The sequence below is a fragment of the Vagococcus sp. CY53-2 genome (genome assembly GCF_022604695.1).
In the GTDB taxonomy this organism is placed as follows: domain Bacteria; phylum Bacillota; class Bacilli; order Lactobacillales; family Vagococcaceae; genus Vagococcus.
Genome location: NZ_JALAHP010000001.1, coordinates 396500 through 411168 on the forward strand (window position 1 = coordinate 396500; position 14669 = coordinate 411168).

Consider the following 14669-nt stretch of genomic DNA (forward strand, 5'->3'; position numbering starts at 1 on the left):
GTTTTATATATTTAAAGCTCTTCTCCATTTGTTTCAATCACTTTTTTATACCAATCAAACGAATCTTTTTTATAACGATTCATCGAACCATTTCCTTCATTATCACGGTCAACATAAATCATTCCGTAGCGTTTTTTCATCTCACCAGTTGTGAAGGATACTAAATCAATAATCCCCCAAGGTGTATAACCCATGATTGCTACGCCATCATAATCAATCGCTGTTTTAATAGCTTCAATATGTTTCACTAAGTAATCAATTCTATTTTGATCGTGAACTTCATTTGTTTCAGTTAGTTCATCAATTGCGCCAAACCCATTCTCTACGATAAATAATGGGATTTGGTAGCGATCATACAAGCGATTCAATCCATAACGCAAGCCTTCAGGATCAATTGCCCATCCCCAATCACTTGTTTCGATATATGGATTTTCTACACTATTTGGTAATCCACCATTCACCACATTACCTAAGTTATCGTTATTCACATCAGCTTTAACAACTGTTGACATATAATAACTTAAACCAACATAATCAACTGTTCCCTTAGCTAATATTTCTAAATCTTCTGGGCGAATATCCAGATTATATCCTTCACGTTCAAATTCTTTCATGGCATAACTTGGATAGTAGCCACGTACATGAACATCAGCAAAAAAGAATCGTTGACGCATCGCTTCTTCAGCTGCCATAATATCAGCTGGATTACATGAATAGGGATAAATTGGAACATGAGAGACCATGCAACCTATTTCAAAATTAGGATTTATTTTTTTACCAGCAATAACTGCTTTAGCACTAGCAACTAATTCGTTATGAGCAACTTGATACATGACTTCTTTCGCATTTTCTCCTTCTTCAACCGTTACACCAGAGTTCGTCCATAAAAAGATAGGGTTATTAGTATCCATTTGGTTATTGATTTCATTAAAAGTCATCCAGTATTTTACTTTATTCTTATAACGCTCAAAACATGTAATCGCAAATTTTTCAAAAAAGTCGATCACTTTACGATTTCTAAACCCGCCATACTCTTTAGCCAAATGCAACGGCATTTCAAAATGAGATAATGTAATAACTGGCTCGATACCATTTTTTAATAACTCGTCAAATAAATCATCATAAAATTGTAACCCAGCTTCATTTGGTGTATCTTCATCTCCATTTGGAAAGATACGTGACCACGCAATGGATGTTCTTAAACACTTTAATCCCATTTCAGCAAACAATGCTACGTCTTCTTTATACCTATTGTAAAAATCAATTGCTTCATGGTTTGGATAGAATTTATCTACCTCAATTGTTTCTGTAATTTCTCTTGGTACACCATGTGCGCCTGCTGTCATAACATCAATAACACTTGGACCTTTTCCATCTTGATTCCATCCGCCTTCGAATTGATGAGCAGCTAATGCGCCACCCCATAAAAAGTTTTTATCCATTTTTATCACCTCTAATTAAATTTTAAAAGACTATCGTTTACATTGACTATATTATTTTCCTCTGTTTGAATAGATTTAAATTCAAAAGAATTCGTAATAATAACTGGCGTAATTAATGAATAACCCGCTTCTTCGATTTCTTCTGCATTAAATTCTAATAACAGGTCACCTTTTTTAACAGATTGACCTTGAACAACATGACATTTAAATGATTTTCCTTCCAATTTAACTGTATCCAATCCAACATGAACCAATAATTCGATTCCAGTATCGCTCGTTAAACCAATGGCATGTTTTGAATCAATTACCATCGTTACAACACCATCAAATGGGGCATAAACTTTATTATCAGTTGGCTTAACGGCAACTCCAGACCCCATCGCACCGCTAGCAAATACTTCGTCTGGTACATCAGTTAAAGCCATGACTTCTCCAATAATTGGTGTTGGCATATCATAATTAACTATTGACTCTTTTCTCACTTTTCCTTCAATGTCTTCGCTTAACTCTTTATCTGTTTCATTTGTTTCACCAAACCCGAAAATCATTACTAATGCAGCTGAACCAACAAGTGCAATCAGACATCCAATGACGATTCCGATGAATGAAGTTGGAAACTCACTATTAATTCCATTAACAACTGTTAATAAACTTGGTAACCCAGCGTAAGCAAAATAGTATGGATTGAAGAAACTAGCAACTATCGCACCGATTGCTCCAGATATACAGCCAAAAATAAATGGTTTTTTAAATCGAAGTGTTACCCCGTAAATAGCTGGCTCTGTTATACCAAACAAACCAGTAATAAAGGCTGATAACGACACCCCTTTAAGTTCTTTGTTTCTAGTTTTCAAGAACACTCCTAAAACTGCTCCTACTTGTGCTACCACTGCAATGGTTTGAAATGCTTGGAATGAATCTCTTCCATACATATCAAAGTTCGCCATAACAACAGGAGTAATTCCCCAATGAACCCCAAAAATAACAACTACTTGCCAGAATCCACCAATTAATGCACCTGCTAGAGGTGGTGCAACTTGTACTAGACTGTTATAACCATTTGCGATACCGTTTGCAAGGAAAGCTGATGCCGGACCAAATACTAAAATAGTCACAGGAACCATGATAACCATACAAATCAATGGAGTAAGTAATGGCTTAACCACTCCAGGCAATCTTTTTTCTACAAATTTTTCTAAATAAGACAACAACCAAACCATAATAAGTGGCGGTAAAACTGATGATGTATAGACTGTTTCACTTAATGGAATGTTAAAAAATGTTAAATGCTTTCCTGAAGCAATTTCTGATGCCATTGTTGTCCAATCAGGTGACACAAGTGCCATTGATATCGCGACAGCAATATATGTATTTACTTTAAAATGCTTGGATGCCGTAATTGCGATAAAAATAGGCAAGAATGTAAACGGTGCCCAAGAAATGAAACTAAAAACACGATAAGTATCAGTTGATGCAAAGGCCGGGTAAGCTAAATTAATTAAGATAAGTGCTCCTTGCAAAATACCTGCGGCTGCAAGAATATAAACAAATGGTGCAAATACAGCAGACATTGTAGCAATAATACGATTTAGAATACTTCCTTTTGGTTCTTCCTCAGTTGTATCAACATTTACTAATTCAGTAAACGCATCATACACTTCCCCTACGTGTGGACCAATCACTATTTGAAATTGTCCATTATTTATGACGACAGATATAACACCAGGTAGTGTTGAAATTTTTTCTTTTGCATCAGTTGGAATATCTTTTAACACCAATCTTAATCTTGTTGCACAACGTGTAGCATTTGAAATATTATCTTTACCAAGTATTTCAACAATATCTTGTGCCAACTTTGAATAGTCTCTCACTTTACTCATGATTCGCCTTCCTCTCTAAATTTTATATACAAATAATAATTGTGCATGCACAATTTGTCAATACCTATCTTTTTTATTTTTTTGTGATAAAATAAAGAAAACTATCGTAACAAAACTTTAGGGATATAAATGAGGGAATTATTATGATGTTAAAATACGAAAAAATTGCATTATTAATTGAGGAATCAATTGTTGAAAATAACTTAAACCATGGTAGTAGGTTACCAAACTTTAAAGAATTGATAGAGACTTATCACGTCAGTAAAAGTACTATTGTTAAAGCATTGGATTTATTAGAAAAACGAGGAATTATCTACCAAATACAAGGTAGTGGTGTATTTGTTAGGAGAAAAAAAAGAAAAGGTTATATTAATTTCAGTGAAAATCAAGGATTTACAGCTGATTTAGGTGAATTTGATATTACGTCTAAAGTATTAGAACTTAGTGAATTAATTCCACCATTGGAAGTTAGGGAGCATTTAAGTTTAGATGATAAAGAGAATGTCTATTATGTTAAAAGAATACGATATATTAATTCTCAAGTTCTCTGTATAGAAGAATCCTATTACAATAAAGCGATCATCCCTTACTTAAATGTTGAAATAGCAGAGCATTCTATTTTTGATTACTGTAAAACAGCTTTGAAATTGAATATTAGCTTCTCTGATAAATATATCCATGTCATAAAATTAAATAAAGATGAAAGTGACTTATTAGAATTAAATGAGGGGGATCCAGGATTATTAATTGATGAGTTATTTTACTTATCATCTGGAGAGGCTTTTGATTTTTCTAAAACAATCTACCATTATGTTAATTCTCAATTCTTTTTACAAAGTACAAAAATATATTCATAAAATAAAAAATAACCTTAACTTTTTAGCCAAGGTTATTTTTTATCTTAATAATATCCAATATTTTCCCAATAAATATCTCTTTATCTTTTTGGGTAAATGCTTTAGGACCTTTTGTTTTCTTTCCTGCCTTACGCATTTGACTACCTATAAAACGTTGATTAAGTAACGTATCAATCGTGCGTGTTGTATACTCTTGTCCGCTATGATGAAATACTCGCACTGGTTTTGTTAGTAAAAGAGAAGCCAAACCATAATCTTGAGTAATAATAATATCATGATCCTCTACTTCTTTTACGATACGATAATCAGCACTGTCACTTCCTTTATCTACGTAAATAAACTCAATAAAGTCTGGATAAATTTTATTTGTGTAGTGATCAATACTTGTCACGATAACAACAGGAATTTGATACGTTTCTCCTAATTGGATCACTTCATTTTTTACCGGAGACCCATCCCCATCAATGACAAAACGCATAAGTCACCTCCTAAAATAATCATTATCTATAATCAGTCATTAAGCCTTTTAAAAAATGTCTTGTGTAGTTGGTCTCCACATACTTTGTAATTTCGATGTCCTTCTTTTCTTAAAAAAGCACTTAATTCACTTTTAGAAACACTTGCCCCTGCCTCATCTAAATAATGAAGCATATCATCAGTTGTAAGAGATAATGCAATTTTTATTTTCTTTAAAAAAACATTATTTGCGTTTCCTTCATGCAATTCATAGACTACCTGGTCATCATCTTTTTTCCCACGCTGTGAAATAATCATGCCATTTAAAAATCTCTCAAACATTTCATCTTCTAACATATTTTCATACAAGTCGTCATCAATTTTATTTAACATTGATAAATACTCTTCTTTTGTAACAGTCACGCCACCTAAAGAAAAAAGCTCGACCATATCATTATCTTTAATATCAAGTGCGTATCTTAAACGCGTTAACCGATCATTGTTATTCATACCATACCTCTTTTTATGTAATAGAACCATTATAACATAGCCAATTCATTTATGAGCAGCAAAAAAAATAGGCCTAACCCTATTTTTTTAATTTTAAATTCGGATAGTTTTTAAGCAAACGATTTAGATTGTGATGTTTTAATTTTAGTGGTTTATTTTTCAAGTCTTGTAAAACTTTCAATCTATTATGGTCTGATTCTTTGTTTTCAAATAAGTGTTTTAAACGATATTCTTTAATACCAGCATTTTCCTTATCACTCGTATCAATTGATGAAGCAACTTCTTTTTTGGTAGTCGCTGTAAAAATTAATGTTGAGATAACATCTACCGTAAATAAAACAAATAAAATAATGGGACCAATATTGTTAGTGGCATTTATAAAGTTTGTAATGCCATCTTGTATGACTGGATTAATCACTTTAATTAGGAATAAACATCCCACTCCCCAGAACATTGAGACTGGGACAGCTACTCGTCCTTCAATATTAAAGGGAACATTTTTATAATCCCACAATGACATATTAAATAATTTTTCTAGTAACCAACTTGTTATAAATTCAATAATAGTCACAATCACAACAGAATTAAAATAAAGATTTAAAAGTGTACCTGATTTGTCTGGGACAAGTAATAAAACAGCTGTCACACCAAACCCATAAACAGGACAATATGGGCCTAATAAGAAGCCTCGATATACAAAATGTCGCGCTTTTAACGAACAATAAACACTTTCCCACAGCCATCCTACAATGGAATAGGTTATAAATGTCATAAAGATATTTTCCACTATCATCTCCCCTTTTTGTATACATTATATGTCTATGTTATAATCAATTAACTACATTCTACCATGATGATAGAATAAATGCTTTTATTAATAGAATTTAACATAGAAAGAAGACTTATTATGACATTTTTTGGGAATATTATTTGGTTTATTTTTGGAGGATTTATTGGGGGCTTTTCATGGCTTTTAACCGGTTGTATTTGGTGTATAACCATTATTGGCATCCCTATCGGCCTCCAATGTTTTAAAATAGCTGGACTTTCCTTTTGGCCTTTTGATAAGAAAGTTATCTATATAGGCAGTGGTCTATCCATTGTTGTCGATATCTTTTGGTTACTTATTTCCGGAGTTCCTTTAGCTATGATGCATGCTATAAGTGGCATTCTTCTCTGCATTACTATTATCGGAATTCCTTTTGGTAAACAATCATTTAAATTAGCCAGACTAGCCTTGATGCCTTTTGGTGCACAAGTTGTTTATAAAAGATAACAACTATCTGCTATAACATTTACTCTTAATGATTACTTCTATGAACAACATACCTGCTACATGCAATCCTTGAAGTTGGATTTGCTAAACTACATTAGTTTAGTCGGCTATTAAAATGCCATGAGAATTTAAGTCCAACTGAAAACAAAGAATGATAGTTAAAAAACTAAACCGTTTTTTAATATTTTTGGTAAAAAGCACAAGCTTTATGTAAGATAATCTAACATAAAGCTTGTGTTTTTCTATTTTTTTAAACTATAATGAAAAAAACAGAAAAAAAAGGAGAACCTTCATGAAAAATAAATATTCTTTATTTTCATTCATTGCTTTATTAACTTCAATAATTATCCTAGCTTTCGGAGTTAACGTAAAAGCAGAAGAAAAAACTTATACAATTGGGACTGACTTAACGTTTGCTCCTTTTGAGTATCAAAACTCTAGTGGAACTTACATAGGAATTGATGTTGATTTAATAAATGCTATCGCAAAAGATCAAGGATTTAAAGTAGATTTAAAACCTCTAGGATTTGATAGTGCGGTACAAGCTGTTCAATCGAAACAAGTCGATGGTATGGTAGCTGGTATGAGTATCACAGACGAGAGAAAAAAATCATTTGATTTCTCAGATCCTTATTTTGACAGTGGCATTTCAATGGCTGTTAAAAAAGGAAATACCTCTATCAAACGTTATGATGATTTAAAAGGAAAGACGGTCGCTGCAAAAGTGGGTACTGAAAGTGCTGCTTTCTTAGAAAAAAACCAAAAAAAATATGGCTACACGATTAAAAATTTTGATGATGCTACCGGACTTTATAAATCACTAGAAAACGGTGAAACAGTCGCAATTTTTGATGATTATCCTGTTCTTGGATATGCCATTACAAATGGGCAAGCATTAGAATTAGTTGGCGAAAAAGAAACAGGTAGTGCTTATGGATTCGCTGTTAAAAAAGGACAAAATCAAGAATTATTAGAAAAATTCAATACAGGTTTAAAAAATCTAAAAACGTCTGGTGAGTACGATAAAATTATCAACAAATACATTTCATCAGGTAAAGATACAAGTACTGAAGAAACTGCAGTAGATGAAACAAGTTTTGCTGGCATGATTAAAAATAACTGGAAAAGCTTATTAAACGGATTATGGATGACCATTAAATTAACTTTAATCTCATTTATTTTAGCTTTAATTATTGGGATTATTATTGGATTATTTAGTGTCTCTCCTTCTAAAGCACTCCGAATCATTGCAACAATCTACGTGGATATTATTCGTGGTATCCCATTGATGGTACTAGCTTTCTTTATTTACTTTGGTATGCCAGGTATACTAGGTTTTAATATTCCTGTCTTTTTAGCTGGTATCATTACCTTAACTCTTAACTCCAGTGCTTATCTATCTGAAATTGTCCGAGGAGGTATTAATGCCGTACCTGTCGGTCAAATGGAAGCCTCTCGAAGTCTAGGGCTTTCTTACCACCGTGCAATGCAAAAAATTATCCTACCACAAGCAATTAAAATTATGATTCCATCATTTGTTAATCAATTTGTTATTTCTTTAAAAGATACCACAATTTTATCTGCCATTGGATTAATCGAATTATTACAAGCTGGAAAGATTATCGTAGCAAGGAATTTACAAAGTACAATGGTTTACTTTACTATCGCATTGATTTATTTGATTTTGATTACAGCATTAACAAAATTAGCAAAAGTTTTAGAAAAGAAGGTGAACTAATTGGCTGAAAAAATATTAGTTGAGCATTTAGTAAAAAAATATGATGAACACACTGTATTAAACGATATTAATGTTTCTATCAAAAAAGGCGATGTGGTCTGTATCATTGGCCCATCAGGTTCTGGGAAAAGCACATTTCTTCGTTGCTTAAATCAATTAGAAGAAATTACAAGTGGAAATATTATTGTTGACGGTACAAATCTAACGGATAAAAATACTAATATCAATAAAGTCCGTCAACATATTGGGATGGTTTTCCAACACTTTAATCTTTTTCCTCATTTAACTATTTTAGAAAATATAACATTAGCTCCTGTTGACCTAGGTAAATTATCTAAAGCTGAAGCAAATGAAAAAGCAATTAGTTTACTTGAATCAGTTGGCTTAGCTGATAAAAAAGATAGCTACCCAGACTCTTTATCAGGAGGACAAAAACAGCGTGTCGCCATTGCCAGAGCATTAGCCATGAATCCAGATATTATGCTCTTTGATGAGCCAACCTCAGCACTTGACCCTGAAATGGTAGGAGATGTGCTAAATGTTATGAAAGATTTAGCTGAGCAAGGTATGACAATGGTAATTGTCACTCATGAGATGGGATTTGCTAAAGAAGTGGCAAATCGTGTGATGTTTATTGATGGGGGTAATTTCTTAGAGGATGGTTCACCTGAACAAGTCTTTGAAAATCCTCAACATGACCGTACAAAAGACTTCTTAAATAAAGTATTAAACATATAATAAAAAGGAATGACAGTAAGGTGATAAACCTTGTGTCATTCCTTTTTTATTAGTCTTCTTTCATTGCTGCTTTTAAAGCTGCCGCAAGTGGGCTTTCCATCTCTTCTGCTTGATTATATTTTTTAATCAATTTTCGCTCTTCATGTTTCGAGATTTTTTTCTTACCTTTTGAGCCACTTTGCATTTTTTCTGTGTATTGACAGCCACCGCACTTGAAATATGAACCATTTTTATTTTCTAATATCATCATTTTCTTTTTACATTGCGGGCAACGCTTATTGGATACTTTTGGATCTTTACGTCGTTTGTAACGACAAGTCTCACTGCTACATACATAGATTTTGCCATCTCTTGTATTCTTTTCTTTTAATTGGCTACCACAATCAGGACAAGTTTTATTGGTTAATGAATGATCGACATACTTTTCTTCACTCATTTTAATTTCTTTAACTAAACGAGTGGTTTCTTTTTCAATGTCTTTAATAAAAGATTGATGTTTTAATTGGCCATTCGCTATTTTTTCTAAAGATAGTTCCCATTTTTGTGTTAACTCTGGCGTTACAAGGGATGGATTAACCAACTGTAATAATTGTTTTCCTTTTGCTGTGACGACTAAGCGATGAGTTTGGCGTTCAATTAAATCTGAACTAATTAATTTTTCAATAATTTCGGCACGTGTTGCAGGTGTTCCTAAATTATGTTTTTCCATCTTTCCAAGCAACGTTCCCTCTGATAATGGGTTTGGTGGAGTTGTCAGTTGTTTATTAATCTTATAAACAGCTTTGATTGCCGTTCCTTTTTTAAAGACAACCGATTGTTTGGTTGTTTGTTCAACTTGTTTCCACCCCGTTTCAAGAACACGTTGTTGTTTAAAAACAAAGATTGATTGGTCTACTTTAGCTGTAATCGTTTCAATTGATACTTTATATGGCGGTAAAAATAAGCCTAAGAAACGGTCCACAATCATGCGATAGATTTTCATTTCATCATTATCTAATTTTTCAAGTCGAGCTGATTGTTCAGTTGGAATCAAACCATGATGATCGGTCACTTTTGCATTTTGGAATACGTTTTGCTGTTTTACTACTGCTCCATCTTTAACCAAACGTTTTACTAGTTCTGGTGACATTTGTGTCACTGCAATCAAACGTTCTTTCATCGTTGATTTCATATCAGTCGTTAAATGTTTTGAATCTGTTCTTGGATAAGTAACCACTTTATGAGTTTCATAAAGTCGTTGAATAATCGATAACGTTTTTTTAGCAGAATATTGGTAACGTTGATTTGCTTCACGCTGAATTTCTGTTAAATCATAAGGAAGTGGTGCATACTCTGTTTTTTCATTCACTTGAATCTCTTCAACCATTAACGATTTTCCATCAAATGATGCGACTAAATCTTCTAATGCTTGTCTCTCTTTATACTGTCTAGGATTTTTTAATTGCAAATGTCCTACCACACCATCATATTCAGCATCTAGCGTAAAATAGGTTTCCGGTCTAAATTTCTCAATGACTTCTTCTTGTTGTCTAACCATCGCAAGAGTCGGTGTTTGAACACGTCCTGCTGATAAACTATCTTTGTATTTTACAGTTAACGCTCGTGTCACATTTAACCCAACCAACCAATCAGCCTCGGCACGAGCCACAGCTGAGTAGTATAAATTGTCATACTCCTTACTCGGTCTTAATTGTTTAAATCCTTGTTTAATGGCTTTATCTGTTTGGGAAGAAATCCATAAACGTTTCACTGGCTTTTTGAACTTGACATATTGTAAAATCCAGCGTGCAACTAGCTCTCCTTCTCGTCCTGCATCAGTTGCGATAATGGCTTCAGATACATCTTTGCGATTAGCTAATTGACTAATAGCTTTTAATTGCGGACGTGTTTTAGGTAGTGGTTTTATCCCTACTCGTTCAGGAATCATTGGTAAGGTATTCATGTTCCACTCTGCCCAGTCTTTGTTATAATCTTCAGGCATTTTTAAGCCAAGTAAATGACCTAAAGCCCAAGTTACGATATATCTATCTCCCTCGATATAATTTTTAGTTTTCTTGGTTGCCCCTAGCACTTTGGCTAAATCTCTGGCAACACTTGGTTTTTCTGCTATTACCAGTTGCTTCATCTGAGTCATTATCTCCTAAATCTAATTTTTTGTACTCACTTACCAGCATTAATCCTCTGTATGCTTGTAAATCTTCATCACAGTCTTCACAATATACGTATTCTTCATCGTTCCAAAAAGCGACTAAATAAGGATCTTTGCATTTTACTTCTTCGTAGTCTTGTTTTAATTGATCATATTGTTTCATAAATGCTTTTTCCGCATCATGAAATTTATCAAAAGCCTCTTCTGATTTTATATTTTTTTCCCATTCTTCAAAAAACCACCAAGGTTCATCTTCACTATAAGTCTGAATAACTTGATACATCTACCTGTCCACCCTTCTTTTACACTTTACTTATAGACTATGTGAAAATATCCAAATTGACAAATCTTACGACTTATCTATTTTATCGTGTTAAAAAAAAAGAAACAAGTTATCACTCGTTTCTTTTTAAATTTCTATTATAATAACTCACCAAAACGGTTTACATAGATTTTTTTAACAATCATTACAAGCATTAGATAAGCAACGATAGTCAGTGCTAAATAAATCCAGTATTGCCCTGGTAATGGCATTAATCCTAAATCTTGACCAAACGCTGTAAATGGTAAGAATGAACCAATTGCAATACCAATAGACGTAATCGTTGTTAAAATAAATGATGCTCTACTTTGAATAAATGGTAATTTTGGTGTTCTTAATGTATGAATAACTAATGTTTGAGACCATAATGATTCAACAAACCAACCGGCATGGAATACAGCAATAAACAATGCTTGTTGTTCAGCTCCTAATGTGTGATATGACCCACCAACCACTGCTGGACAAATGACAAAATACATTAAAGCATACGTTGTAATATCAAACACTGAACTTGTAGGTCCAAGCCACTTCATAAATGACCCAATACGGCTTGCATCCCATTTTTTGGGTTCTTCTAAATAATCTGCATCCATATTATCCCATGGAATTGACATACAAGAAATATCGTAAATTAAATTCAAGAATAACAATTGAATTGGCAACATTGGTAAAAACGGTAAGAAGATACTTGCCACAACAACTGAGAACATATTTCCGAAGTTTGAGCTTGCTGTCATTTTGACATATTTCATGATGTTACCAAACGTTGTACGTCCTGCTAAAATACCTCGTTCTAACACCATTAAGTCTTTTTCTAATAGAATAACATCCGCACTTTCTTTAGCAATATCAACCGCTGTATCTACTGAAATACCCACATCAGCTTCTTTCATAGCAGGTGCATCATTAATACCATCACCCATGAAGCCAACAGTGTGACCTGCATCTCGTAATACTTTTACTAAGCGTGTTTTTTGAGACGGTGTTAATTTAACAAAAATATTGTATTTTTCTGCAATAACTTTTAATTCAACATCATTCATACGAGAAATTTCAGACCCTGTAATTAACTCTTCATCTTCTAATCCGACTTGTTTACACACAGATTTAGTGACTAAAGCATTGTCCCCTGTTAATACTTTAACACCAACACCATGCTCTTTTAATGCTTTTAAAGCGTCTTTCGTTGTTTCTTTTGGTGGATCGAGGAATGCTAAATAGCCAATTAATACCATGTCGCTTTCGTCCTTAACAGAAAACTCACCCACCACACTTGGATTTGTTTTTTGAGCAACCGCAATCACACGTAATCCATCTTCATTTAGTTCATCCACTGTTTTTAAAATAGTTGATTTAATGTCTTCTGTTAAGGGAACCACACTGCCGCGGTAGTCAACATAGCTTGATACGTCAAGCATCTCTTCAACAGCACCTTTAGTAATCATTTGAGTTTTTCCAAACGCATCTTCAATCACAACGCTCATGCGACGACGTTGGAAATCAAATGGAATTTCATCGACTTTTTTATACGCATTGACATTCATGTTTAACTCTTCTTCAGCTGATTCTATAATGGCTTTATCCATTAAGTTTTTTAATCCTGTTTGATAATAACTGTTAAAGAATGCATGTCTTAATACTCTGTCGTCTTCTTTTCCATCAACGTCTAGGTGATACTCTAAAATGATTTTGTCTTGTGTCAAAGTTCCCGTTTTATCTGTACACAATACATCAATTGCCCCAAAGTTTTGAATAGAGTTTAAATTTTTAATGATAGTGCCTTTTTTCGCCATTGTTGACGCACCTTTTACAAGGTTCGTTGTCACAATCATTGGTAACATTTCAGGTGTTAATCCTACTGCAACTGATAAACCAAATAGGAACGCTTCTAACCAATCGCCTTTTGTCAAACCATTAATTAAAAATACTGTTGGAGCCATCACCATCATAAAACGAATTAATAACCAGGATGTCTTTGAAATGCCAACATCAAAACTAGTAATCGTATGTTTTTCGGACACATCTTTGGCAATTTGACCAAACAATGTACCATTTCCAACTGCTATGACTAATCCAATGGCACTACCACTCACAACATTACTACCCATAAAGGCAATGTTTTCATAATCTGTTTCTGTGTCTTTGTTTCTCATAGTAAATGTGTCTTTTTTCTCAACAGGATAACTTTCACCAGTCATAGCAGCTTGTGAGACGAACAAGTCTTTTGTACGAATCAATCTAACGTCTGCTGGTAACATATCTCCAGCTGATAATTTAATAATGTCGCCACACACAATTTCTTCGATAGGTAGTTCAACTTCTTCACCTTTTCTTAAGACAGTTGCTGTCACTTTTACCATATTACTAAGCTTTTCAGCTGCATTATTTGATTTGACTGATTGAATAAGTGTCATAGTTCCACTTAAAACAACCATTGCCACAATGATTAAGACTCCTGTTAAATCTCTTTCATCTGTTGGAACAATCACATAATCAGTTATAAATGAAATAATAGCTAATGCTAATAGTACTGTCGTAAACGGTGTAAAATATGCTTTTAATACTTCTACAATAAATGGTGTTTTCTTTTTATGTGAAATAACATTTTCACCATACTCACCCCTTAATACTTCTGCTTCGTTATTATTTATTCCACTAAGGCTTGTTTTAAATGTTGAAAATAATTTATCAACGCTTGTTTGTGCAAAAAATTTGTAGTTTGCTGCTTCTTTTTTTTCCATTGTAGTAACCTTCTTTCTCACCAATTGTATCCATAAGAAACACCCGACCATAAAAAAGAGTATGCCACTCAAATTTGTATGTATCATGTGTATTCCTCCTTATTATTGGGTCCTTTTGAGAAGTGGTTACAAGCTATCAACTTATCTCTCTGAGGTAGAAACAGATAGACAATAATAAACTTTTTTTATTTCCCACTCTTCATGACCCTTATAACTTCGACCGTGACTACTATCTTCCATGTGTTTCCATCTCCTTTGTTTGCTATTTTTATAAGAATAATAGTTTTAAAAAACAATTACCCCTCCTTTGATTGATTAGAAAACGCAAAAAAAACCTTCCGTCCAAAAACTCGACGAAAGGCGTAAAGACACATTAAATAAATTTGTGAGATCCAATCGTTGAGTTTTAGCACTATACAACGTAAAAGTTACCAAGAACTTTAGCTACGTTAAAGAAAACCTTATATCGATCATCTCTGTTATACCCATTGGCGTCTCTCGACATTTTTGGGCAGTAGCCTATGTTTGTATAGGAGCCTCACCTAACTAATCTATTTTTC

At 33.4% G+C, this 14669-nt stretch carries 11 protein-coding genes, 1 pseudogene and 1 riboswitch; of the genes and pseudogenes, 4 read left to right on the plus strand and 8 right to left on the minus strand.

From position 1 onward, the window contains the following. Positions 1–11 precede the first annotated feature (11 nt). Positions 12–1451: a 6-phospho-beta-glucosidase gene (locus MN581_RS01920; protein WP_305853355.1), complete on the minus strand. Its 1440-nt coding sequence runs from the start codon at positions 1449–1451 to the stop codon at positions 12–14. Positions 1452–1453: 2 nt separating this feature from the next. Continuing rightward, on the minus strand, positions 1454–3322 hold the full coding sequence (locus MN581_RS01925) for a beta-glucoside-specific PTS transporter subunit IIABC (protein ID WP_241699071.1): 1869 nt from the start codon (positions 3320–3322) through the stop codon (positions 1454–1456). Between the two features lie 143 nt (positions 3323–3465). On the opposite strand from MN581_RS01925, the gene MN581_RS01930 reads away from it, so the two are divergent. Continuing rightward, positions 3466–4179, plus strand: a complete 714-nt coding sequence (locus MN581_RS01930) for a GntR family transcriptional regulator (RefSeq protein WP_241699072.1) — start codon at positions 3466–3468, stop codon at positions 4177–4179. A gap of 22 nt (positions 4180–4201) precedes the next feature. On the opposite strand, the gene MN581_RS01935 is transcribed toward MN581_RS01930, so the two are convergent. From MN581_RS01935 to MN581_RS01945, 3 genes and pseudogenes are all read right to left on the minus strand, one after another. Continuing rightward, a complete protein-coding gene (locus tag MN581_RS01935; RefSeq protein ID WP_241699073.1) occupies positions 4202–4657 on the minus strand; it encodes a YaiI/YqxD family protein in 456 nt (151 codons plus the stop codon). Positions 4658–4679: 22 nt separating this feature from the next. Then, positions 4680–5145: pseudogene (locus MN581_RS01940) on the minus strand (DUF1456 family protein). Positions 5146–5224: 79 nt separating this feature from the next. Next, the gene (locus MN581_RS01945; protein WP_117973187.1) at positions 5225–5917 is read right to left on the minus strand and encodes a hypothetical protein; all 693 of its coding nucleotides are present in this window, start codon (positions 5915–5917) and stop codon (positions 5225–5227) included. Between the two features lie 135 nt (positions 5918–6052). Here MN581_RS01945 and MN581_RS01950 point away from each other — a divergent pair, with 135 nt between their 5' ends. The 3 genes from MN581_RS01950 (at position 6053) to MN581_RS01960 (ending at position 8897) form a co-directional block, all read left to right on the plus strand. After that, positions 6053–6421 (plus strand): YccF domain-containing protein, encoded by a 369-nt coding sequence (locus MN581_RS01950; RefSeq protein ID WP_117972850.1) that lies wholly within the window; start codon positions 6053–6055, stop codon positions 6419–6421. Between the two features lie 292 nt (positions 6422–6713). After that, positions 6714–8159, plus strand: a complete 1446-nt coding sequence (locus MN581_RS01955; RefSeq protein ID WP_241699074.1) for an amino acid ABC transporter substrate-binding protein/permease — start codon at positions 6714–6716, stop codon at positions 8157–8159. Next, positions 8160–8897, plus strand: a complete 738-nt coding sequence (locus MN581_RS01960; RefSeq protein ID WP_117972852.1) for an amino acid ABC transporter ATP-binding protein — start codon at positions 8160–8162, stop codon at positions 8895–8897. A 49-nt stretch (positions 8898–8946) separates the two neighbouring features. Here the strand turns inward: MN581_RS01960 and MN581_RS01965 are convergent, their stop codons facing one another. From MN581_RS01965 to mgtA, 3 genes are all read right to left on the minus strand, one after another. Next, the gene (locus MN581_RS01965) at positions 8947–11022 is read right to left on the minus strand and encodes a DNA topoisomerase 3 (protein ID WP_241699075.1); all 2076 of its coding nucleotides are present in this window, start codon (positions 11020–11022) and stop codon (positions 8947–8949) included. Beyond that, positions 10943–11329 (minus strand): DUF1033 family protein, encoded by a 387-nt coding sequence (locus tag MN581_RS01970; protein ID WP_117972854.1) that lies wholly within the window; start codon positions 11327–11329, stop codon positions 10943–10945. The genes MN581_RS01965 and MN581_RS01970 overlap by 80 nt, the downstream gene beginning before the upstream one ends. A 137-nt stretch (positions 11330–11466) precedes the next feature. Continuing rightward, positions 11467–14109, minus strand: coding sequence for a magnesium-translocating P-type ATPase (mgtA, locus tag MN581_RS01975; RefSeq protein ID WP_117972855.1), 2643 nt, complete (start codon positions 14107–14109; stop codon positions 11467–11469). A 384-nt stretch (positions 14110–14493) separates the two neighbouring features. Then, positions 14494–14666: riboswitch (M-box (ykoK) riboswitch) on the minus strand. Positions 14667–14669 lie beyond the last annotated feature (3 nt).